The organism is Streptomyces sp. f51 (genome assembly GCF_037940415.1).
In the GTDB taxonomy this organism is placed as follows: Bacteria; Actinomycetota; Actinomycetes; order Streptomycetales; family Streptomycetaceae; genus Streptomyces.
The window spans coordinates 5,563,372-5,586,466 of sequence record NZ_CP149798.1; the positions used below are offsets into that span (position 1 = coordinate 5,563,372).

General features: G+C 72.1%; 14 protein-coding genes. 11 read left to right on the forward strand and 3 right to left on the reverse strand.

Annotation, left to right across the window (positions count from 1 at the left end):
• The first annotated feature begins 5 nt into the window (after positions 1–5).
• Complete coding sequence (locus WJM95_RS24335) at positions 6–2,012, forward strand: beta-galactosidase (protein WP_339131921.1); 2,007 nt, start codon at positions 6–8, stop codon at positions 2,010–2,012.
• Complete coding sequence (locus WJM95_RS24340; RefSeq protein ID WP_339131922.1) at positions 2,009–4,288, forward strand: glycoside hydrolase N-terminal domain-containing protein; 2,280 nt, start codon at positions 2,009–2,011, stop codon at positions 4,286–4,288. The genes WJM95_RS24335 and WJM95_RS24340 overlap by 4 nt, the downstream gene beginning before the upstream one ends.
• Here WJM95_RS24340 and WJM95_RS24345 read toward each other — a convergent pair.
• Positions 4,285–6,339, reverse strand: a complete 2,055-nt coding sequence (locus tag WJM95_RS24345; protein WP_339131923.1) for a glycoside hydrolase family 31 protein — start codon at positions 6,337–6,339, stop codon at positions 4,285–4,287. The genes WJM95_RS24340 and WJM95_RS24345 overlap by 4 nt on opposite strands.
• A 56-nt stretch (positions 6,340–6,395) precedes the next feature.
• Entirely contained in the window at positions 6,396–7,409 is a 1,014-nt protein-coding gene (locus WJM95_RS24350; RefSeq protein WP_339131924.1) for a LacI family DNA-binding transcriptional regulator, read from the reverse strand.
• Positions 7,410–7,727: 318 nt separating this feature from the next.
• On the opposite strand from WJM95_RS24350, the gene WJM95_RS24355 reads away from it, so the two are divergent.
• From WJM95_RS24355 to WJM95_RS24395, 9 genes are all read left to right on the forward strand, one after another.
• A complete protein-coding gene (locus WJM95_RS24355; RefSeq protein WP_339131925.1) occupies positions 7,728–9,659 on the forward strand; it encodes an acyl-CoA dehydrogenase family protein in 1,932 nt (643 codons plus the stop codon).
• Positions 9,660–9,819: 160 nt separating this feature from the next.
• Entirely contained in the window at positions 9,820–12,582 is a 2,763-nt protein-coding gene (gene secA, locus WJM95_RS24360; RefSeq protein WP_339131926.1) for a preprotein translocase subunit SecA, read from the forward strand.
• A gap of 192 nt (positions 12,583–12,774) precedes the next feature.
• The gene (gene dxr / locus WJM95_RS24365) at positions 12,775–14,031 is read left to right on the forward strand and encodes a 1-deoxy-D-xylulose-5-phosphate reductoisomerase (protein ID WP_339131927.1); all 1,257 of its coding nucleotides are present in this window, start codon (positions 12,775–12,777) and stop codon (positions 14,029–14,031) included.
• Positions 14,028–15,332, forward strand: a complete 1,305-nt coding sequence (locus WJM95_RS24370; protein WP_339131928.1) for a site-2 protease family protein — start codon at positions 14,028–14,030, stop codon at positions 15,330–15,332. The genes dxr and WJM95_RS24370 overlap by 4 nt, the downstream gene beginning before the upstream one ends.
• Before the next feature lie 169 nt (positions 15,333–15,501).
• Entirely contained in the window at positions 15,502–16,659 is a 1,158-nt protein-coding gene (ispG, locus tag WJM95_RS24375; protein WP_339131929.1) for a flavodoxin-dependent (E)-4-hydroxy-3-methylbut-2-enyl-diphosphate synthase, read from the forward strand.
• Between the two features lie 855 nt (positions 16,660–17,514).
• Positions 17,515–18,276, forward strand: coding sequence for an SDR family oxidoreductase (locus WJM95_RS24380; RefSeq protein ID WP_339131930.1), 762 nt, complete (start codon positions 17,515–17,517; stop codon positions 18,274–18,276).
• Between the two features lie 104 nt (positions 18,277–18,380).
• Entirely contained in the window at positions 18,381–19,229 is an 849-nt protein-coding gene (locus WJM95_RS24385; protein ID WP_339131931.1) for a GNAT family N-acetyltransferase, read from the forward strand.
• A 61-nt stretch (positions 19,230–19,290) separates the two neighbouring features.
• A complete protein-coding gene (locus WJM95_RS24390) occupies positions 19,291–19,860 on the forward strand; it encodes a GNAT family N-acetyltransferase (protein ID WP_339131932.1) in 570 nt (189 codons plus the stop codon).
• A gap of 71 nt (positions 19,861–19,931) precedes the next feature.
• Positions 19,932–21,623, forward strand: coding sequence for a proline--tRNA ligase (locus WJM95_RS24395; protein ID WP_339131933.1), 1,692 nt, complete (start codon positions 19,932–19,934; stop codon positions 21,621–21,623).
• A 489-nt stretch (positions 21,624–22,112) separates the two neighbouring features.
• Here the strand turns inward: WJM95_RS24395 and WJM95_RS24400 are convergent, their stop codons facing one another.
• Positions 22,113–23,057, reverse strand: coding sequence for an aminoglycoside phosphotransferase family protein (locus WJM95_RS24400; RefSeq protein ID WP_339135806.1), 945 nt, complete (start codon positions 23,055–23,057; stop codon positions 22,113–22,115).
• Positions 23,058–23,095: the final 38 nt, after the last annotated feature.

Sequence of the window (23,095 nt, forward strand, 5' to 3'; positions counted from 1 at the left end):
GGCTCATGCGCACGCGCGGCGGAACCGCTCCGGAGCCCGGCAGGCCGGGTCCGGGCGACGCCACCCGGGGCCGCATCCTGTTCGGCGGCGACTACAACCCCGAGCAGTGGCCCGAGGAGACCTGGCACGAGGACGTCCGGCTGATGAAGGAGGCCCGCGTCAACTCCGTCACGCTCGGTGTCTTCTCCTGGGCCAGGATCGAACCCCGGCCGGGGGCGCGGGAGTTCGGCTGGCTGGACCGGCTGATGGACCTGATGCACGAGCACGGCGTCGGCGTCGTCCTCGCCACCCCCACCTCCTCGCCGCCGCCCTGGATGGGCCGGCTGCACCCCGAGACCCTGCCGAGGGACGAGGAGGGCCGCACCGAATGGTGGGGCTCCCGGCAGCACTTCTCGCACTCCAGCGCCGTCTACCGCCGCTGCGCCGCCGCCATCACCGAGGACCTGGCCGCCCGCTACGCGAGCCACCCCGCCCTCACGCTGTGGCACATCAACAACGAGTACTGCACCTTCGACTACGGCGACGAGGCGGCCGCCGCCTTCCGGCACTGGCTCCGGAACCGGTACGGCACCCTCGAAGCGCTCAACACGGCCTGGGGAACGGCCTTCTGGGGCCAGGGCTACGACGGCTGGCACGAGATCCTGCCGCCGCGTCACGCGCACTACCTGAAGAACCCGGCGCAGGTCCTCGACTTCAGACGCTTCACCTCCGACATGCTTCTGGAGTGTTACGTCGCCGAGCGGGACATCGTGCGCCGTCACAGCCCCGGCATCCCGGTGACCAGCAACTTCATGCCGATGTGGGTCGGCCAGGACGCCTGGCGCTGGGCCGGGGAGGAGGACGTCGTCTCGGTCGACCTCTACCCCGACCCGCGCGACCCCCTCGGCGCACAGCACGGGGCGCTCGTCCAGGACATGACCCGCTCGCAGGCGGCGGGCGGCCCCTGGATGCTCATGGAGCAGGCGGCCGGAGCGGTCAACTGGCGCGGGGTGAACCACCCCAAGCCGCGCGGGCTGAACCGGCTGTGGTCGCTCCAGGCCGTCGCGCGCGGCGCCGACGCCGTCTGCTACTTCCAGTGGCGGCAGTCCCGGCAGGGCGCGGAGAAGTTCCACTCCGGGATGATCGGCCACGCCGGTGAACAGGGCCGCGGCTTCCGGGAGATCAAGCGGATCGGCTCCGAACTCGCCCTCCTCGCACCGCGGGTGGCCGGCACCCGGGTCGCCGCGGACATCGCGGTCCTGCACGACTGGAACTCCTGGTGGGCCGCGGAGCAGGACGGCCGCCTCTCCGCCGAGATCGACTGCGCCGGGCTCGTACGGGCCTGGCACCGCGCCCTGTGGGAGGCCCACCTCACCACCGCGTTCGCCCATCCCGAGCACGACCTGTCCGCGTACCGCATGGTCGTCGTGCCTCAGCTGTACCTGCTCACGGACACCGCGATCGAGAACCTGCTCGCCCACGCGCGCGCCGGCGGCACCCTCGTCTGCGGCTTCCTCACCGGCGTCGCCGACGAGGACGACCGGGTGCGCCCGGGAGGCATGGACGAGCGGCTGCGTGAACTGTTCGGCATCCGCACGCTGCACGAATGGTGGCCGCTGGAGGCGGGCGAGCAGGTGGCGTGCGACGGGTTCACGGGCACGCTCTGGTCCGAGGAGATCGATCCCGACCCCGCCGCGGCCGTCGAGGCGCGGTACCGCGGCGGAGAGCTGGACGGGATGCCCGCCGTGCTCCGCCGCGGCACCGTCCGCTACCTCTCCACCCTCCCCGAACCGGCGGCCCTGCGCGCACTGCTGGCCGAGGCGGCCGACGGCGCGGGCGTCCGGCCTGTGCTCGACGGGCTGCCCGACGGCGTCGAGGCCGTCCGGCGCGGCGAACTGCTCTTCCTGCTCAACCACGGGCGCGACCCGGTGACCGTCGAGGTGCCCGGCAGCCATCGTGACCTGCTCGGCGGCGCGCTCGTGCGGGACTCCGTACGCCTGGAGCGTCTCGGAGCGGCGGTGCTCGCCCCATGACCGACGAGGACCGCCCCCGCACCCGCGCGGACCGCTCCGGCAGGGGCGGCGGGCGGTACTCCGGCCCCGTCCACGGCACCTGGGAACCCCGGCCCGCCGCCCGCTGGGAGGACGCCTTCCTGAGCGGGAACGGCACCCACGGCGCCATGGTGTCCGGTGATCCGGACGACGACCGGGTCATCGTCAACCATCACCGGCTGGTCCGCCCGAACGGCAGCGCAGGGGCGCGCCCGCCCGAACTCGCCGACCGCCTCGCCGACGTACAGGACCGGCTGCTGGCCGGGGACGTGACGGCCGGGGAGGACTTCACCGACGGCCGGCCGCTGCTGTGGGTCCAGCCCTTCCACCCGGCGTTCCAGGTGCGGCTGCGCCGCCCGGCCCGGGAACCGGGGGAGTACCGGCGCGAGGCCGACTTCACCACGGGGGTGGTCCGTTCCGTGTGCGGTGAGAGGCGCAGCGAGGTCTTCGTCTCGCGCGCCGACGACGTGATCACGCAGTACGTCACCGCTCCCGGCCCCACAGCCGAGGTGACGCTCGACCACCGGCTGCCGGGGGCGCCCGCGGACCTGGCGGTGGAGCACGGAGCCGTCCCCACCCCCGAGGGCGCCCTGCTCACCCTGTGCGCCCGCTATCCGGGCAGCGACCTCTCGTACACCGGGATCACGCTTCTCCTCACGGACGGCGCCGTCCGTCCGGGCCCTTCCGGCGTACGGGTCGAGGGCGCCCGCTCGATGCTGCTGCTCACCCGGGTGCGCCGCCACCCGGGCGACCTGGACGCCCTCGCGGAGCTCCGCTCTCTGCGCGGCCTGCTGCCCCGCGCCGGCCGTACGGCCAAGAGCGCGGGGCACGCCCACGCCCGTCTGCTCGCCCGCCACACCGCCCTGCACCGCGCCGCCTATCTGCGGGTCACCCTCGACCTCGGCGCCGATCCCGCCGAGCGCGCCCTGCCCGGATCGGAGCTGGTCGGGCGGCCGAGGAGCCCGGCCCTGCTGGAACGGCTCTTCGCGGCCGGCCGCCACCACCTGCTGTCGGCCTCCGGGACGCTGCCGCCGCGGCTGACCGGCCTGTGGACCGGCGACTGGGACACCGCGTGGTCCGGGGCGTTCACCACGGACGCCAACCTCAATCTCCAGACGGCGTCGGCCGCCGCGGCCGTCCTCCCCGAGGTCACCGAGGCCCACGCGGCCCTGGTCCACGCCCAGTTGCCGCACTGGCGGGACAACGCGAGAGCGGTCTTCGGCACGCGCGGGGTGCTCGCCCCCGCCCACACCGACGGCGAGTCGGGACACCTGTACCACTTCAGCCGCGCCTACCCGCTGCATGTGTGGAGCGCGGGTGCCGACTGGCTGCTCAAGCCGCTCGTGGACCACGACGAGACCTATGGCGTGCGCGATCCTCGGCTGGCCGCCGCGCTCGCCGAGACCGCGTTGTTCTACGAGGACTTCCTCACCCGGACCGACGAGGAAGGACACCTGGTGATCGTGCCGTCCTACTCGCCGGAGAACCGTCCCGCGAACGCGAGTTGGGTCACCGTCAACGCCGCCATGGACCTCTCGGCGGCCCGGCACGCCCTGCGCACGGCCGCCGCCCGCTGTCCGGGCCCGGACGGCGGGCGATGGCGGGCGCTCGCCGACCGGCTGCCGCCGCACCGGGTCAACGCCGAGGGGGCGCTGGCCGAATGGGCCCGTCCCGGACTCCTCGACACCTACGACCACCGCCATCTCAGCCACCTGTACGGTGTCTGGCCGCTCGACGAGATCAACCCCTACGACACCCCCCGGCTGGCCGAGGCGGCCCGTCGCGCCCTCGAACTGCGCGGCGCCGAGAACGACTCGGCGCACGGCCATCTCCATCACGCCCTGATCGCCGCCCGCCTGCGGGACGCCGGACGCGTGACCGACTCCCTGGGCAAGGTCCTGGCCGGGGACTTCTTCCACGCCTCCCTGATGAGCGGCCACTACCCCGGCCGGCGCGTCTACAACGCCGACGCCGCCCACACGCTGCCCGCCGTCCTCATCGAGGCGCTGATCCAGTCCACACCGCGGCGACTGGTGCTCTTCCCCGCGCGTCCGGCCGGTCTGCCCTGCGGCGTACTCCGGGGCGTCCGCACCCGGTTCGGCGCCACGGCCGACCTGGTCTGGACCCCCGAGGGCGCTTCCGCCGTCCTGCGGCCGGACCGCTCCTGCCACGTCGAGCTCGTGACGCCCTCCGGCACGGCACCCCTGTCCCTGGACGCCGGAGAGGACCGCGTCCTCACCCTGGGGCCGCCGCCCTAGGGCGTGTCCGGCTCGGCGACGGGCAGGCGTGCCCCGTCGCGCAGGAACAGCGGGATGCGGTCCAGCGGCGCGTCCACCGTCACCGCCGCGCCTCCCTCGTACGTCACCCCGGTCCACGCGTCCGTCCAGCGGGCGCCCGCCGGGAGGTAGGCCGTACGGGCCGTGGCGCCCGCGGTGAGGACCGGCGCGACCAGCAGGTCAGGGCCGAGGAGGTAGGCGTCGTCCACCGACCAGGCCGCCTTGTCGCCGGGGAACTCCAGGAGCAGCGGGCGCATCACCGGCAGCCCCTCCTCGTGCGCCTCCCGCATGACCTCCAGCAGATACGGCTTCAGGCGTTCCCGCAGCCGCAGGTACCGCTCCATGACGGCACCGGCCTCCTCGCCGTACGACCAGACCTCGTTCGGACCGCCGGTCATGGCCGGGCCGAGCGGAAGCCCCGGGTCGCGGAAGCCGTGCAGCCGCATGAGCGGCGACAGCGCGCCGAACTGGAACCAGCGGACCATGACCTCGCGGTACGCCGGGTCGTCCGGGTCGCCGCCGTGGAAGCCCCCGATGTCGGTGTTCCACCAGGGGATGCCGGACAGCGCGGTGTTGAGACCTGCGGCGATCTGACGGCGCAGGGTCGCGAAGTCGGTGCCGATGTCGCCCGACCACAGGGCCGCCCCGTAGCGCTGACTGCCCGCCCAGGCCGAGCGGTTGAGGGAGATGATCTCCGTCTCCCCGGCGGCGCGCAGCCCCTCGTAGAAGGTGCGGGCGTTCTCGCGGGGGTAGAGGTTGCCGACTTCGAGTCCTGGGCCCGCGTGATAGCGGAGGTTCTCGGAGAAGCCCGGCTTCAGCTCCGGCTCGCAGGCGTCCAGCCAGAAGGCCGAGATGCCGTACGGATCGAAGTAGTTGTCCTTCACCCGCGACCAGACGAACTCCCGCGCCTCGGGGTTCGTGGCGTCGTAGAAGGCCACCTGGACCGTGGAGGCGACCTGCTTGTCCGGCCAGTCGGCGTGCGCCATCGGCCCGTACTCGGTCCCGATGAGATGGCCCCGCTGCTCCATGAGCCCGTGGTTCTCGGACAGGGGCGAGACCGACGGCCAGACGGACACGACCAGTTTGACGCCGAGACCGGCGAGTTCGGCCTGCATGGCCGCCGGGTCGGGCCACTCGGCCGGGTCGAACTTCCAGTCGCCGAGGTGGGTCCAGTGGAAGAAGTCGCAGACGATGACCGACAGCGGCAGCCCCCGGCGCTTGTACTCCCGTGCCACGCCGAGGAGTTCGTCCTGGGTGCGGTAGCGCAGCTTGCACTGCCAGAAACCGGCCGCCCACTCGGGCAGCATCGGCGTCCTGCCGGTCGCCGCGCTGTAGCGGCGCTGGGCGTCGGCCGGGGTGCCCGCGGTGATCCAGTAGTCGATCTGCCGGGCCGAGTCGGCGACCCAGCGGGTGCCGTTGCCCGCGAGCTCCACCCGGCCGATCGCCGGGTTGTTCCACAGGAGGGTGTAGCCGCGGCTGGAGGTGAGCACCGGCACGGTGACCTCGGCGTTGCGCTGGACCAGGTCCAGGACCGCGCCCTTCTGGTCGAACAGCCCGTGCTGGTGCTGCCCGAGGCCGTACAGCCGCTCGCCCTCGTACGCGGCGAAGCGCTGCTCCAGCCGGTGGTGGCCGTTGCCCGTGGGGGTGTACAGCCGCGACCCCGGCCACCAGAAGTGGGCGCGTTCCTCGGCGAGGAGTTCGGCGCCGTCGGCGGTGCGGGTGAAACGGATCAGTCCCTCGGCGCTCATCCCGACCCTCAGCGCCCCCACCGTCAACAGGGCCTCGCCGTCACGGAGTTCCAGCGTGCTCGCGGTGTCCTCCGGCTCGTCGAGCAGGGCGCCGGGCAGCCCTTCGAGCAGGGGGCCGCCGAGCCGGGCGCGCACCCGGACCGCGTCGGGGCCCCACGGCTCGATCCGGACGGTCTCGGTGCGGCCGCTCCACTCCAGCGCTCCGCCGCGTTCACGGAACGTGCCGACGGTCGGGGAGGACTGCGCGAGACCCGCCTGGGGCCGGATGGCGGCGGACTGGTTCACGTGGATGGCTCCTGACGGAGTGCAGACATGAAGGAGTGCCCTGACGGGCGACCGGTTCAGGAAGCGGCCGGGGCCGGCCCCGTGCTCGCCCGTACGGTCAGCTCGGGTGCGATCAGGACGACTTCGTCCTTGCCGCGGCCTTCGAGCTTGGCGATCAGGCGCTCGACGGCATGGCGGCCCATGTCCTGCGCGGGGATCGCGACCGACGTCAGCCGCACCGAGGCCTGGGTGGCGACCTGGTCCGGGCAGACGGCGACCACCGAGACGTCCTCGGGCACGGCACGGCCCTGTTGGCGCAGCAGCGCGAGCAGGGGTTCGACCGCCGACTCGTTCTGCACGACGAAGCCCGTGGTGCCCGGACGCTCGTCGAGGATGCGGGCGAGGGTGAGGGCCATCGCGTCGTAGCCGCCCTCGCAGGGCCGGTGCAGCACACGCAGCCCCAGCTCCCGCGCGCGGGCGCGCAGCCCGTCGAGCGTGCGCTCGGCGAAGCCGGTGTGCCGCTCGTAGACGGCGGGGGCCTCGCCGATGACAGCGATGTCACGGTGGCCGAGCAGTGCCAGATGCTCGGCGCACAGCGCGCCCGTCGCCCCGAAGTCGAGGTCGACGCAGGTCAGGCCGGTGGTGTCGGCGGGGAGGCCGATGAGCACGGACGGCCGGTCCGTCTCGCGCAGCAGCGGCAGACGCTCGTCGTCGAGCTCGACGTCCATCAGGATCATCGCGTCGGCGAGCCCGCTGCCGGTGACCCGGCGCACCGCGTCGGGCCCCTCCTCGCCGGTGAGCAGCAGGACGTCGTAGCCGTGGTTGCGGGCGTTGGTGGCCACCGCGATGGCGATCTCCATCATCACGGGTACGTACATGTCGGTGCGCAGCGGAACCATCAGCGCGATGATGTTGGACCGGCTGCTCGCCAGTGCACGGGCGCCCGCGTTCGGGTGGTAGCCGAGTTCCCGGATGCTCTGTTCGACCCGCAGGCGGGTGCTCGCGGAGATGGACCGCTTGCCGCTGAGGACGTAGCTCACCGTGCTCGCCGAGACTCCGGCGTGCTGGGCGACCTCGGCGAGGGTGACCATCCGGCTCTCCCAGATCTGTGAAGCGCTTCGACGGGGCGCGCCATCCCGATAGGGGCGCATGCGGGTGGTTCGACCCTAGCCGCGTGAAGGAATCGTGTCCATAGCTGTCGAAGCGCTTCGACAGCCGTATTCCCGCGGTCGCCGCCCCGGGCCCCACCTGCCCCCGGGGCGGCGAAGGAGACCGGTTCACGGACGGCCCAATGGGCCGTTCGCTGCGCGAGGACTGGTGGGGTCGTCCGGAATCCGGTAAATACGATCGAGTAGAACCGGTCGGTAACGGACTGCCCCAAGATCCCTATTCGCGGCGAGGTGAGCCTCATGTCCGCAACACCCCACCAGCCCACAGTCACCGAACGTGAGGCCCGACAAGTCGCCGAGGCCGCACGCGAACAGGGCTGGCAGAAGCCCAGCTTCGCCAAGGAACTCTTCCTCGGCCGCTTCCGGCTCGACCTCATCCACCCGCACCCGCTCCCCGCCGACGAGGACACCCTGCGCGGCGAGGAGTTCCTGGCCAAACTGCGGGACTTCTGCGAGACGAAGATCGACTCCGCCCGGATCGAGCGCGAGGCCCGCATCCCGGACGAGACCATCACCGGGCTCAAGGAGCTCGGCGCCCTCGGCATGAAGATCGACACCAAGTACGGCGGCCTCGGCCTCACCCAGGTGTACTACAACAAGGCCCTCGCCCTGGTCGGCTCCGTGAACCCGGCCCTCGGCGCGCTGCTCTCCGCCCATCAGTCGATCGGCGTTCCGCAGCCCCTGAAACTCTTCGGCACCCAGGAACAGCGGGACACCTTCCTGCCCCGCTGCGCCCGCACCGACATCTCCGCCTTCCTGCTCACCGAGCCGGACGTCGGCTCCGACCCGGCACGGCTGGCCACGACCGCCGTCCGGGAAGGCGACGACTACATCCTCGACGGGGTGAAACTCTGGACGACCAACGGTGTCGTCGCCGACCTCCTCGTCGTCATGGCCCGCGTACCGAAGTCCGAGGCCGGCAAGGGCGGCATCACGGCCTTCGTGGTGGAGGCGTCCTCGGAGGGCGTCACCGTCGAGAACCGCAACGCGTTCATGGGCCTGCGCGGCCTGGAGAACGGCGTCACCCGCTTCCACCGGGTGCGGGTGCCGGCCGCCAACCGCATCGGACCCGAGGGCGCGGGCCTGAAGATCGCCCTCACCACCCTCAACACCGGCCGCCTCTCGCTTCCCGCCATGTGCGCGGGCGCGGGCAAGTGGTGTCTGAAGATCGCCCGCGAGTGGACGTCGGTGCGTGAGCAGTGGGGCAAGCCGGTCGCCTTCCACGAGGCCGTCGGCGCCAAGATCTCCTTCATCGCGGCGACCACCTTCGCGCTCGAAGCGGTCCTTGACCTCTCCTCGCAGATGGCCGACGAGAACCGCAACGACATCCGTATCGAGGCCGCCCTCGCCAAGCTGTACGGCTCCGAGATGGCCTGTCTGATGGCCGACGAACTGGTCCAGATCCGCGGCGGCCGCGGCTTCGAGACGGCCGCGTCGCTGGCGGCCCGCGGCGAACGCGCCGTCCCCGCGGAACAGGTCCTGCGCGACCTGCGCATCAACCGCATCTTCGAGGGCTCCACCGAGATCATGCACCTGCTGATCGCCCGGGAGGCCGTCGACGCCCACCTCTCGGTGGCCGGCGACCTCATCGACCCCGACAAGTCCCTCTCGGAGAAGGCGAAGGCGGGCGCGAACGCCGGCGTCTTCTACGCCAAGTGGCTCCCGAAGCTGGTGGCGGGCCCCGGCAGGATCCCGCGTTCGTACGGCGAGTTCCGGCACGACGTGGACCTCTCCACCCATCTGCGCTACGTCGAGCGCAGCTCCCGCAAGCTCGCCCGGTCCACCTTCTACGCGATGTCGCGCTGGCAGGGCCGGATGGAGACCAAGCAGGGCTTCCTGGGCCGGATCGTCGACATCGGCGCCGAGCTGTTCGCGATGAGCGCGGCCTGCGTACGGGCCGAACTCCTGCGCACCCAGGGAGAGCACGGGCGCGAGGCCTACCAGCTCGCCGACGCCTTCTGCCGTCAGTCCCGCATCCGGGTCGAGGAACTCTTCGGACGTCTGTGGAGCAACACCGACGACATCGACCGCAAGGTCGTCAAGGGAGTCCTGTCCGGCACCTACACCTGGCTGGAGGAAGGCGTCCTCGACCCGTCCGGCGACGGCCCCTGGATCGCCGACGCCACGCCCGGCGCCAGCACCAGGGAGAACGTGCACCGGCCCATCCGCTGACCGATTCCCCGGTGGAGCGAGGTCACCCCCCGTCCGCCGCCGCGCTGCTTGCCGCGCCGAAGCAGGGCGCCGACAATGAACGCGACGGCGAACGGGGAACTCCACCGAGACGCCCTGGCGGTTCCCCGGCACCGGCCGTGCCGGACTGCGAGGGATTCCCATGCCAGCAAAAGGGCTCGATGCCATCACCGGAAGGATCATGCGGGCGGGCGAGGGCCGGATGCTGCACCGCCTCGAACACCTCGCCGCGCAGGTCGGCTCCCTCGAAGAGGGCTTCAGTACCCTGAGCGACGGGGAACTCCATTCCCTCACACCGGAGTTCAAGCAACGCCTCGCCGCCGGTGAGAGCCTGGACGACCTGCTGCCCGAGGCCTTCGCCGCGATGCGCGAGGCGTCCCGCCGTGTCCTCGGCATGCGCCACTTCGACGTCCAGGTCATGGGCGGAGCGGCGCTGCATCTCGGCCACATCGCCGAGATGCAGACGGGGGAGGGCAAGACGCTCGTCGCCACCCTGCCCGTCTATCTCAACGCCCTGACCGGCGACGGAGTCCACCTCGTCACCGTCAACGACTACCTCGCCCGCCGGGACGCCGAGTGGATGGGGCGCGCCTACCGCTTCCTCGGCCTGAGCGTCGGCGTCCTGGAGGCGGAGTCGACCCCCGCCGAGCGCCGCGCCCAGTACGCCCGCGACGTCACCTACGGCACCAACACCGAGTTCGGCTTCGACTACCTGCGCGACAACATGGCCTGGTCCGACGACGAACTCGTCCAGCGCGGGCACCACTTCGCGATCGTCGACGAGGCCGACTCGATCCTCATCGACGAGGCCCGCACCCCGCTGATCATCTCCGGCCCGGCCGACCAGCCCACGCACTGGTACGAGGCCTTCGCCGCCTTCGCCGGGCACATGGACGGCGTACGGGTGCAGGAGGAGCGGTTCACCGGCCCGGCCGACAAGGAACGCCTCGCGGGACTGCGGGCCAGGTACGACTACGAGTACGACCCGAAGAAACGCACCGTGTCGATCCTGGACCCCGGCGTCGACTACCTCCAGGACCAGCTCGGCATCGACAGCCTCTACGAATCCGACCACACCCCCCTCATCGGACACCTGAACAACGCCCTCAAGGCCAAGGAACACTTCAAGCGGGACAAGGACTACGTCGTCGTCGACGGCGAGGTGCTGATCGTCGACGAACACACCGGCCGCATCCTCGCCGGCCGGCGCTACAACGAGGGACTGCACCAGGCCATCGAGGCCAAGGAAGGCGTAGCGATCAAGGCCGAGAACCAGACGCTCGCCACGATCACCCTCCAGAACTTCTTCCGCCTCTACGGCAAGCTGGCCGGCATGACCGGGACCGCCATGACCGAGGCGGCCGAGTTCCACCAGATCTACCACCTGCACGTCGTCCCGATCCCCACCAACCGGCCCATGGTCCGGCGGGACGACCCCGACCAGATCTACCGCACCGAGGAGGCGAAGTACGCCGCGATCCTCGCCGACATAGCCCGGCAGCACGAGGTGGGCCGGCCGGTGCTCGTCGGCACCACCTCCGTCGGGAAGTCCGAGGTCCTCTCCGCGCTGCTGCGCCGCCACGGCATCCGGCACGAGGTGCTCAACGCCAAGAACCACCGGCGCGAGGCCGGGATCGTCGCCCAGGCCGGACGCCGGGGCGCGGTCACCGTCGCCACCAACATGGCCGGCCGCGGCACCGACATCATGCTCGGCGGCAATCCGGAGGCGATGGCGCTCGCCGAGACGGGCGAGGACGCGGACCCGGGGGAGCGGCGCAGGGTGCTCGACCGGATCACCGCCGCGGCCACGGCCGAGCACGACGAGGTCACGGCGCTCGGCGGCCTGTACGTGCTGGGCACCGAGCGTCACGAGTCGCGGCGCATCGACAACCAGCTGCGGGGCCGCTCCGGCCGCCAGGGCGACCCCGGGGCCTCGTGCTTCTACCTCTCCCTCGAGGACGACCTCATGCGGCTGTTCCGGGCCAACGTCGTCGACCGCGTGATGTCCATGGCCCACGTCCCCGACGACGTACCGATCGAGAACAAGATGGTCACCCGCGCCATCGCCTCCGCCCAGGCACAGCTCGAACAGCAGCACTTCGAGTCGCGCAAGGACGTCCTGAAGTTCGACGAGGTCCTCAACCGGCAGCGCACGCTCATCTACGCCCAGCGCCGCCGCGTCCTGGCGGGCGAGGACCTGAGCGAACAGATCCGCCACTTCATGGAGGACACGGTCCGGGCCTACATCGAGCGCGAGACCGGCGAGGGTTTCGGCGAGGAGTGGGACCTGGAACGGCTGTGGGCCGCGCTCCGGCAGCTCTACCCCGTGGGGATCACGGTCGGGGAACTGGAGGACCGCCACGGGAGCCGTGACGACCTGACCACCGAGCGGATCGTCGAGACCGTCACCGAGGACATCCGCGCCCGCTACGCCGAACGCGAGTCCGCGCTCGGCTCCGGGCCCCTGCGCGACCTGGAGCGTCTGGTCGTCCTGTCCGTCCTCGACCGCAAGTGGCGCGAGCACCTCTACGAGATGGACTACCTGCGCGAGGGCATCGGGCTGCGCTGGACGCTCGGCCGCGAGCCGATCATCGAGTACGAGCGCGAGGGCTACGACCTGTACGGAGCCATGACCGACGCCATCAAGGAGGAGTCCGTCGGCTACGTCTTCAACCTCGGCCCGGAGCCCCCCGCCCCCGGAACCCTGGAGCGGCGCGACCGCGCCGACGGCCTCCTGTTCACCGCACCGACCCTCGACACGGCCGAGGGCGTGGTCGAAGGCGCGTTCGCCCCCGCCCCGGGGCCCGCGCCCGCGACCGCCCCTCCCGCACCGCCCGGCGGACGGTCCGAACGCGGCCGCCGCGGGCCGTCGAAGCCCGCGCCCCGGCGCCGCCGCAAGCGCTGACCTGCGGATCAGTAGGGCGACGGCCCGTACGACGGCCCCGCGGACGGACACCGCCCCGCCCCGGCCCGTACCGCACGACCGCTCCCCGCCGGGGCCCCTCGGCACGGCCGGGCACCGGCGGTCACCGGGAGGGACGGCGGGAATGAGGGACGCCCTGTCCTTCGGCCCGCGCGATGCGGCGACAATGGGGGGATGAGCGACAGTCCAGCCCCCCTCGCTGATCCGCATCTCGTCTTCGACCCCGTGCACGGAGTCCGGGATGTCGTGATCCTCGGATCCACCGGCTCGATCGGCACCCAGGCCATCGACCTCGTGCTGCGCAACCCCGACCGGTTCCGGGTCACCGCGCTGTCCGCCGCAGGCGGCAGGGTCGACCTGCTCGCCGAGCAGGCCCACCAGCTGCGGGTACGGACCGTCGCCGTGGCGCGCGAGGACGCCGTCCCCGCGCTCAGGGAGGCCCTCGCGGCCCGGTACGCGCCCGGTGAGACGCTTCCCGACGTGCTCGCCGGACCCGACGCGGCCACCCAGGTCGCCGCCTCCGACTGCCACACCGTCCTCAACGGCATCACCGGTTCCATCGGCCTCGCGCCCACCCTCGCCGCGCTGGAGGCGGGCCGCACGCTGGCGCTCGCCAACAAGGAGTCGCTCATCGTCGGCGGGCCGCTGGTCAAGGCGCTGGCCAAGCCCGGCCAGATCATCCCGGTCGACTCCGAGCACGCGGCCCTCTTCCAGTCGCTGGCCTCCGGCACCCGCGCGGAGGTGCGCAAGCTGGTCGTGACCGCGTCCGGCGGCCCCTTCCGCGGCCGTACGAAGGCGGAGCTGGCGGACGTGAAACCCGCCGACGCCCTCGCCCACCCCACCTGGGCCATGGGCCCGGTGATCACCGTCAACTCCGCGACCCTGGTCAACAAGGGACTGGAAGTCATCGAGGCGCACCTCCTCTACGACATTCCCTTCGACCGCATTGAGGTGGTCGTGCACCCGCAGTCGTATGTCCACTCGATGGTGGAATTCACGGACGGCTCGACGATCGCCCAGGCGACACCCCCCGACATGCGGGGGCCCATCGCCATCGGCATCGGCTGGCCCGAGCGCGTCCCGGACGCGGCGCCCGCCTTCGACTGGACGAAGGCGTCGAGCTGGGAGTTCTTCCCGCTCGACAACGACGCCTTCCCCTCCGTGGGACTCGCCCGGCACGTGGGGCAGCTCGCGGGCACGGCTCCGGCGGTGTTCAATGCCGCCAACGAGGAGTGCGTGGACGCGTTCCTGAACGGCACACTGCCGTTCAACGGGATCATGGAGACCGTCACCCGGGTCGTCGAGGAACACGGCACACCGCGTACGGGAACTTCCCTGACCGTCGCGGACGTCCTCGAAGCGGAGACCTGGGCGCGCGCCCGGGCCCGGGAACTGACGGCACAGACGACAACCGCGGAGGCTCGTGCATGACGACCCTGATGATGATTCTCGGCATAGTCGTCTTCGTGCTCGGGCTGCTGATCTCGATCGCGTGGCACGAGCTGGGACATCTGTCGACGGCCAAACTCTTCGGCATCCGGGTGCCGCAGTACATGGTGGGCTTCGGGCCGACCATCTGGTCGCGCAAGAAGGGCGACACCGAGTACGGCATCAAGGCCGTTCCGCTCGGCGGCTACATCCGCATGATCGGCATGTTCCCGCCCGGCCCCGACGGCCGGATCGAGGCCCGCTCGACCTCCCCGTTCCGGGGCATGATCGAGGACGCCCGGTCGGCCGCCTTCGAGGAACTCCAGCCCGGTGACGAGACCCGCCTCTTCTACACGCGCAAGCCGTGGAAGCGCGTGATCGTGATGTTCGCCGGCCCCTTCATGAACCTCGTGCTCGCCGTCGCGATCTTCCTCGGCGTGATGATGACGTTCGGCGTCCAGACCCAGACCACCACGGTCGGCAAGGTCTCCGACTGCGTCATCCAGCAGAGCGAGAACCGCACCAAGTGCGCCAAGGACGACCAGGCGGCACCCGCCAAGGCCGCCGGCCTCAGGGGCGGCGACAAGATCGTCGCGTTCGACGGCAGGCCCGTCGCCGACTGGTCGGCCCTCCAGTCCGACATCCGGGCCAACCCCGGCAAGGACGTCACGATCACCGTCGAGCGCAAGGGGCAGCAGGTCGCCCTGAAGGCCCACCTCATCAAGAACCAGGTGAGCAAGACCGACGGCAACGGCGGCTACGTCGAGGGCAAGTACGTGTACGCCGGCTTCCTCGGCTTCACGCCCGCCTCCGGCATCCTCCAGCAGTCCTTCGGCCAGTCCGTGACCCGCATGGGCGACATGATGCAGAACGGCATCGAGTCCCTGGTGTCGCTGCCCGGCAAGGTCCCCGACCTGTGGAACGCGGCCTTCGACGACGCCCCGCGCAAGGCCGACTCCCCGATGGGCGTGGTCGGCGCGGCCCGCATCGGCGGCGACGTCTTCACCCTGGACATCCCCGCGTCGCAGCAGGTCGCGATGATGCTGCTGCTCGTCGCCGGGTTCAACCTCTCCCTGTTCCTGTTCAACATGCTCCCGCTGCTCCCGCTCGACGGCGGGCACATCGCGGGCGCCCTGTGGGAGTCCCTGCGGCGGAACGTCGCCCGGGTGATGCGCCGCCCGGACCCGGGCCCGTTCGACGTGGCGAAGCTGATGCCGGTGGCCTACGTGGTGGCCGGGATCTTCGTCTGCTTCACGGTCCTCGTCCTGATCGCGGACGTGGTCAATCCGGTGAAGATCTCGTAGTCGTACCGCATGGATGGCGGCCGGACACCTCGGGTGTCCGGCCGTCGTTCGTTGAGGGGGTTTGAACGTGGGGGCGTGATGTGCCCGGTGGTGCGCCCGTACCGTAATCTCGAAGCCCGGAGCCCACGATTTCCGGGACCTTGATCCACAACTTGGGGTTGCACAGCAGATGACTGCGATTTCTCTCGGCATGCCGTCCGTTCCGACCAAGCTGGCCGAGCGCCGCAAGACCCGGCAGATCCAGGTCGGGACCGTCGCCGTGGGCGGAGACGCTCCCGTCTCGGTGCAGTCGATGACGACCACGCGTACGTCGGACATCGGCGCCACGCTTCAGCAGATCGCCGAGCTGACCGCGTCCGGCTGCCAGATCGTGCGGGTGGCCTGTCCCACCCAGGACGACGCGGACGCGCTCGCCACCATCGCCAAGAAGTCGCAGATCCCCGTCATCGCGGACATCCACTTCCAGCCGAAGTACGTGTTCGCCGCGATCGACGCCGGCTGCGCCGCCGTCCGCGTCAACCCCGGCAACATCAAGCAGTTCGACGACCAGGTCAAGGAGATCGCGCGGGCCGCCAAGGACACCGGCACCCCGATCCGCATCGGCGTCAACGCGGGCTCGCTCGACAAGCGCCTGCTCCAGAAGTACGGCAAGGCCACGCCCGAGGCGCTGGTCGAGTCCGCGCTGTGGGAGGCCTCCCTCTTCGAGGAGCACGACTTCCGGGACATCAAGATCTCGGTCAAGCACAACGACCCCGTCGTCATGGTCAACGCCTACCGCCAGCTCGCCGCCGCCTGCGACTACCCGCTGCACCTCGGCGTCACCGAGGCGGGCCCCGCCTTCCAGGGCACCATCAAGTCGGCCGTGGCCTTCGGCGCCCTGCTCTCCGAGGGCATCGGCGACACCATCCGCGTCTCCCTGTCCGCCCCGCCGGTCGAGGAGGTCAAGGTCGGCCTCCAGATCCTCCAGTCGCTGAACCTGCGCCAGCGCGGCCTGGAGATCGTCTCCTGCCCGTCCTGCGGCCGCGCCCAGGTCGACGTCTACAAGCTGGCCGAGGAAGTCACCGCCGGCCTCACCGGCATGGAGGTCCCGCTCCGCGTCGCCGTCATGGGCTGTGTCGTCAACGGTCCCGGCGAGGCCCGCGAGGCCGACCTCGGTGTCGCCTCCGGCAACGGCAAGGGCCAGATCTTCGTCAAGGGCGAGGTCATCAAGACCGTCCCCGAGTCGAAGATCGTCGAGACCCTGATCGAAGAGGCGATGAAGCTCGCCGAGCAGATGGAGGCCGACGGAGTCGCCTCCGGCGAGCCGTCGGTGTCCGTGGCGGGCTGACGCCCCCAAGCATCCCCGCGCGAGGCCCCCGGGCCCCGCGCCTCCCCGGCCCCCCGATCCGACACCGGACGGGTGGGACTCCCGGGAAGGCGCGGGTCCCGGGGGCTTCTGCCACTCCGGCGCCCCCTCGGGCGCCCCGCGCCTTGGCGTTCGCTGCACTCCGGCGTGCGCCGGGCGCTGGCGCTTGCTGCGCTCCGGCGTGCGCCGCGCTCCGGCGTTTGCTGCGCTCCGGCATTCCCTTCCGCCCGCGTCCTCCGCGTCCTCCGCGTCCTCCGCGTCCCCGCGTCCTCCGCGTCCTCCGCGTCCCCGCGTCCTCCGCGTCCCCGCGTCCTCCGCGTCCCCGCGTCCCCGCGTCCCCGTGTCCTCGCGTGCTCACTGTCCTCCGTGTCCTCGCGTGCTCCGCGTTCCCGCGTGCTCCACGTGCTCCGCGTCCCGGCGTCCTCCGCGTCCCTCGCGGTCCGGCGTTGTCCGTTCCCCGGCGCCCCGGCGTCCCGGCGCCCCGGCGTCCCGGCGTCCCGGCGTCCCGGCGCCCCGGCGCCCCGGCGTGCCGGCGTCCCGGCGTGCGCCAGGCTCCGGGCTCCGGTGTTGGCCGCGCCCAGGCGGTCCCCACGTCCCGGCCTCCGCCCCGCCTCCTGGTGTCCCGGCGCCCCCGCGCCATGCTGCGGTCCCTCCGACAGGCGCTCCCCGGGGCCGGGCGCGACGATGGGGCGGAGCGCCTGGACGGCACCGTCCCGGCGCGGCTTTCCGCAGGCACGGACGAAGGGGCGGGACCGCACGGTCTCCGACCGGGTGACCGCACGGCCCCGCCCGCCCGCGCGACCGCACGGCCGGTGCACCCGGTCCAGGAGGCACACCATGAGCGCTGACCGAGAAGTACCGGGAACTCCCCGCCCGACGGGCATCGCCGACCAGACGGTCGTGGTGATCGGGGCGAGCGCGGGCATCGGACGCGAGACGGCCCGCCAGGTCCGCGCCGGCGGCGGACGCCTGGTCCTCGTCGGCCGGAACCCGGAACGACTGGAGGAGGCCGCGCGGGAACTCCGGCCGGTCGGCACGGCGGCGTTCGACGCGAGCGACACCGTCCGCCTCGCGGAGTTCTTCGAGGACCTGCCAGGACCGGTCGACCACATCCTGCTCACCGCGGGCAGCCCCGCGTACATGCCCCTGGACGACATGGAGGTGGACAACGCGGGCCGCGCGTTCGCCCAGCGCCTGTCCATGACGCTCGGCGTCGCCCTCGGCAGCCGCGACAAGGTGCGGGCGGGCGGCACCCTGATCTTCATCGGCGGCACGGGCGGCCGCCGCCCCGGCCCCGGCATGTCGATCGTCGGCGCGATGACCGCGGCCCTGCCCGCCCTCACCGCCAACCTGGCCCTCGAACTGGCGCCGATCCGGGCGAACCTCATCGCCCCCGGATTCGTCGACACCCCCCTGTCCGCCTCGCTTCTCGGCGACCGGCTCGAAGAACGCCGGGAGGAGCTGCGCCGCACGCTGCCGATCCGCCGCGTCGTGGGCCCCGAGGACGTGGCGGCGCTCGCCGTCCACATCATGGTCAACGAAGCACTCACCGGGGCGACCTTCGACGTGGACGGCGGCCAGCAGCTCGTGGCCCCCTGACCGCGCGGGCCGGCCGACCGTTCCGCCGGTACGAGGGGCGGCGTGGCACAACCTCGCCAGGTACAGTGCGGAGATCAGCAGATCCCAGGGTGAGGCCCCCGTACGTGTTGACCCAGACCACCACCAGGGTCCTCGAACCGAGTGACCTGGACGCCGCGCTCGCCGTCCTCGGCCGCGAGCCGGTGGCGAACGCCTTCGTCACCTCCCGAGTACAGGTCGCCGGGCTCGACCCGTGGCGGCTCGGCGGGGAGATGTGGGGCTGGTACGAGGACGGCATGCTCCAGTCCCTGTGCTACGCGGGCGCCAACCTCGTTCCGATCTGCGCCACCCCGCGCGCCGTGCGCGGCTTCGCCGACCGGGCCCGCAGAAGCGGCCGCCGCTGCTCCTCGATCGTCGGGCCCGCCGAGTCCACCGCCCAGCTGTGGCGGCTGCTCGAACCGAGCTGGGGCCCCGCCCGCGAGATCCGCGCCCACCAGCCGCTGATGGTGACCGACCGGCTGCCCGCCGGCATCACCCCGGATCCTTACGTCCGCCGCATCCGCAAGGACGAGATGGAGACGATCATGCCGGCCTGCGTCGCCATGTTCACCGAGGAGGTCGGCGTCTCCCCGATGGCCGGCGACGGCGGACTGCTCTACCAGGCCAGGGTTGCCGAGCTCGTCGGCTCCGGCCGCTCCTTCGCCCGGCTCGACCGGGACGGCAACGTCGTCTTCAAGGCGGAGATCGGCGCCGCGACCGCCGAGGCCTGCCAGATCCAGGGGGTGTGGGTGGCTCCCGAGTACCGTGGCCGTGGACTCGCCGCCCCCGGCATGGCGGCCGTCCTGCGCTACGCCCTCGCCGATGTCGCCCCGGTCGTCAGCCTGTACGTCAACGACTTCAACACCGCGGCGCGGGCGACGTACCGCCGCGTCGGGTTCCAGGAGGCCGGGGCGTTCATGAGTGTCCTGTTCTGACGTCCGCCGCGGGCCCGTCGGCACCTCACGCGTCACACGGTCCGCCAGGTAGTCTCCCGGCATGCTGCGCTTCCCCGGTCACGGCCACCGCCAGTCCGACGACGTGGTCATCGGCCCGCTGGACCTCGCCGCGCGCGTCGACGAGGCACTCGCCGTGCAGGCGCTCGCCTTCGGGCTCGGCGCCGACGAGATCGCCGTACGACGCCAGATCGTGCTGCGCCACCTGACCCATCCGGGAGCACGGGCGCTCGGCGCGACCACCGTCGACGGACGGCTCGTGGGATTCGTCTACGGCATGCCCAACGACCGCGCGCACTGGTGGTCCACCGTCGTCGAACCGTATCTGCGCGCCCAGGGCCACGACGGCTGGCTCGACGACTCCTTCGTGATCACCGAACTGCACGTCCACCCCCGCTTCCAGAACCGGGGCGTGGGCCGCACCCTGATCACCGCCATCACGGACACGGCGACCGAACCCCGCTCGATCCTCTCCGCGATCGACATCGACAGCCCGGCCCGCGGCCTGTACCGCTCGCTGGGCTACGAGGACCTCGCCCGCCGGGTCCTGTTCCCCAGCGCCCCCAAGCCGTACGCCGTGATGGGCGCCCCTCTCCCCCTGCGACACCGCTAATGGATTTCCGGGGACGGCCGCTGCCCGGCTAACCTCCAGGCATCACCCTTACGCAGCAGGAGTCGAGAACCATGGCCCAGGTCCAGCGCATGTCCCGTTTGATGGTCAAGACATTGCGTGACGACCCGGCGGACGCCGAGACGCTCAATCACAAGCTGCTCATGCGCGCCGGTTACGTGCGACGCAACGCCGCGGGCATCTGGACCTGGCTGCCGCTCGGCAAGAAGGTCCTGGACAACATCTCCCGCGTGGTCCGCGAGGAGATGGACGCGATCGGCGCCCAGGAGGTCCTCCTCCCGGCCCTGCTGCCCAAGGAGCCCTACGAGGCCTCGGCCCGCTGGGAGGAGTACGGCGACCTGCTGTTCCGCCTCAAGGACCGCAAGGGCGCCGAGTACCTGCTCGGTCCCACGCACGAGGAGATCTTCACGCTGATCGTGAAGGACCAGGTGGCCTCGTACAAGGACCTGCCGGTCATGCTCTACCAGATCCAGACGAAGTACCGCGACGAGGCCCGTCCGCGCGCCGGTGTGCTGCGCGGCCGCGAGTTCCAGATGAAGGACTCGTACTCCTTCGACATCACCGACGAGGGTCTCGCCGAGTCCTACCGTCTGCACCGCGAGGCCTACCAGAAGATCTTCGCGCGTCTCGGTCTCGACTACCGCATCGTCTCCGCCGTCTCCGGCGCCATGGGCGGCTCGGCCTCCGAGGAGTTCCTCGCGCCCGCCCCCGCCGGTGAGGACACCTTCGTGGACTGCCCGGCCTGCGACTACGCCGCCAACACGGAGGCCGTCACCTTCAAGCTCGCGCCCGTCTCCGAGGAGCACGGCGCGGTCGAGGAGCTGGACACCCCCGACACCCCGACCATCGAGACGCTCGCCGAGCACCTCGGTGTGCCCGCCTCCGCGACCCTGAAGAACCTGCTGGTCAAGGTGGACGGCGAGATCGTGGCCGTGGGCGTGCCCGGCGACCGCGAGGTCGACCTCGGCAAGCTGGGCGAGCACCTCGCCCCCGCCGTCGTCGAACTCGTCACGGCCGAGGACTTCGAGGGCCGCGGTGATCTCGTACGCGGTTACGTGGGCCCGCAGGGTCTGGAGAAGGTCCGCTACATCGCCGACCCGCGCGTCGCGCCCGGCACCGCCTGGATCACCGGCGCCAACAAGATCAACACGCACGCGAAGAACGTCGTGGCCGGCCGTGACTTCGAGGTCGACGACTACCTCGACGTCGTCGTGGTCGAAGAGGGCGACCCCTGCCCGAAGTGCGGCGCAGGACTCAAGCTGGACCGCGCCATCGAGATCGGCCACATCTTCCAGCTCGGCCGCAAGTACGCCGACACCTTCGGCCTCGACGTGCTCGGACAGCAGGGCAAGCCGGTCCGCGTGACCATGGGCTCGTACGGCATCGGCGTCTCCCGCGCCGTCGCCGCGCTGGCGGAGCAGTCGGCCGACGAGCACGGCCTGTGCTGGCCCAAGGAGATCGCTCCCGCCGATGTGCACGTGGTCGCCGCGGGCAAGGCCCTCCAGACCGAGCTGGCGCTCGACGTGTCCGAGAAGCTCGGTGCCGCGGGCGTCCGCGTCCTGGTCGACGACCGTGCGGGTGTCTCCCCGGGCGTGAAGTTCACCGACGCGGAGCTCATCGGTGTCCCGAAGATCCTGGTCGCGGGCCGCCGTTCGGCCGAGGGCGTCCTGGAGCTGAAGGACCGCCGCACCGGCGAGCGCGAGGAACTGACCGTCGAAGAGGCGATCGCCCGCCTGACGGCGTAGCCGACAACCAGAGCGGCGCCCCGCCCCCTCTCCGAGGGCGGGGCGCCGCTCAGCCGTTTCCGGGGGCGGCGGGTGCCGCTGAGCCGTTTCCGGGGGAGCGGGGTATCGGTCGGCCATCTCCGGGGGAGCGGGTTGCCAGTCGGCCGTCTCTGAGGAGTGGGGAGCCGTTCGGCAGTTTCCGGGGCGCCGTGTCGGTCTGCCGTTTCCGGGGGTACCGGCTGCCGTTCGGCCGTTTCCGGGGGAGCGGGGTGTCGGTCGGCCATCTCCGGGGGAGCGGGTTGCCAGTCGGCCGTCTCTGAGGAGTGGGGAGCCGCTTGGCAGTTTCCGGGGCGCCGTGTCGGTCTGCCGTTTCCGGGGGCGCCGGCTGCCGTTCGGCCGTTTGCGGGGTGTCGGGCGGCCGGTGCCGGAGGGGTGGGATTCCGCTTCGGTCGACGGACGGCCCGGATTCCGCCGGGCGGTGTCACGCGCACGGCGCCGGACGCCCGGCCCTCAGAGCCAGCCGGCGAACTCCAGGAGCAGTTCGGCGTCCTGGGCGCGGCCCACGCGGCCCGCCCGGACGCCCGACTCGACGGCGCGGAACAGGGTCCAGCCGCGCAGCCGTGCCTGGTCCACGTCCAGGGACTCGGCGAGCCGCTTGATCCGCCGGCGGGTGATCGAGGCTCCCGAGGGCGACGCGATCAGGTCCTCCACCCGGTCGCGGACCAGCCGGGCCAGGTCGAACGCGCACTCGCCGACCACCGGGTCGGGCCCCACGGCCAGCCACGGCAGCCGCTCGGCGGCGAGCACCTTGCTCTGCCGGAACGTGCCGTGCAGCAGCCGTGTCTCGGGCGGCTCGGCCAGCAGTTCGTCGCGGGCCGCGAGGGCCGCGCCGACCAGATCCCGGACCCCGGCTCCGGCCTCGCCCGCCGCCGTGGCCCGCATCGCCTCGGCCTGCCGCCCGGTCCGCTCCGCCACCGTCTCGAGGACGACGTCCGCGGGCGGCTCGACCCACAGCCGCCGCAGCGTCCCCGCCGCCTCCAGCAGGGCCTTCGCCTCGGGCAGCGACCGCACGGAGACATCCGGGTGCAGCCGCTCCAGGAGCAGCACGCCATCGGTGCCGGGAGCGCCCTCCGGGTCACCGGGGCCGAGCAGCCGGACCGCGCCGCGGCCGTCCCAGTGGGCGAGCGCGGCCCGCTCGCTCTCCGGACGCGCCCGCCCGGGCGCCAGTTTGAGCACGGCGGGCGTCCCGTCGGCCCGGCGCACCAGGACGACCAGACTGCTGCGCCCGCCCGGCGCCTGCACCCGCTCCACGGTCAACTCGCGTGCGGCGACGGCCTCCCGGACCAGCCCGGGCAGGCTCTCCAGCCACTCGTCGGCCTCGTCGGCGCCCTCCGGCCCGCTCCGGCGGGACTCGCCGAGCGCCCGGAGGAGGCGGCTCGGCGGTTCGAAGGCCATGCGCGAGTCCATGCGCGAGATGTTTCCTTCCAGGTCGC

Bases quoted from the DNA above. Each gene is read 5' to 3' on its own strand.
- secA (WP_339131926.1), top strand. From the start codon at position 9,820: ATGCCAGCAAAAGGGCTCGATGCCATCACCGGAAGGATCATGCGGGCG.
- WJM95_RS24395 (WP_339131933.1), top strand. From the start codon at position 19,932: ATGGCCCAGGTCCAGCGCATGTCCCGTTTGATGGTCAAGACATTGCGT.
- dxr (WP_339131927.1), top strand. From the start codon at position 12,775: ATGAGCGACAGTCCAGCCCCCCTCGCTGATCCGCATCTCGTCTTCGAC.
- WJM95_RS24370 (WP_339131928.1), top strand. From the start codon at position 14,028: ATGACGACCCTGATGATGATTCTCGGCATAGTCGTCTTCGTGCTCGGG.
- ispG (WP_339131929.1), top strand. From the start codon at position 15,502: ATGACTGCGATTTCTCTCGGCATGCCGTCCGTTCCGACCAAGCTGGCC.
- WJM95_RS24355 (WP_339131925.1), top strand. From the start codon at position 7,728: ATGTCCGCAACACCCCACCAGCCCACAGTCACCGAACGTGAGGCCCGA.
- WJM95_RS24340 (WP_339131922.1), top strand. From the start codon at position 2,009: ATGACCGACGAGGACCGCCCCCGCACCCGCGCGGACCGCTCCGGCAGG.
- WJM95_RS24335 (WP_339131921.1), top strand. From the start codon at position 6: ATGCGCACGCGCGGCGGAACCGCTCCGGAGCCCGGCAGGCCGGGTCCG.
- WJM95_RS24400 (WP_339135806.1), bottom strand. From the start codon at position 23,057: ATGGCCTTCGAACCGCCGAGCCGCCTCCTCCGGGCGCTCGGCGAGTCC.
- WJM95_RS24380 (WP_339131930.1), top strand. From the start codon at position 17,515: ATGAGCGCTGACCGAGAAGTACCGGGAACTCCCCGCCCGACGGGCATC.
- WJM95_RS24350 (WP_339131924.1), bottom strand. From the start codon at position 7,409: ATGGTCACCCTCGCCGAGGTCGCCCAGCACGCCGGAGTCTCGGCGAGC.
- WJM95_RS24390 (WP_339131932.1), top strand. From the start codon at position 19,291: ATGCTGCGCTTCCCCGGTCACGGCCACCGCCAGTCCGACGACGTGGTC.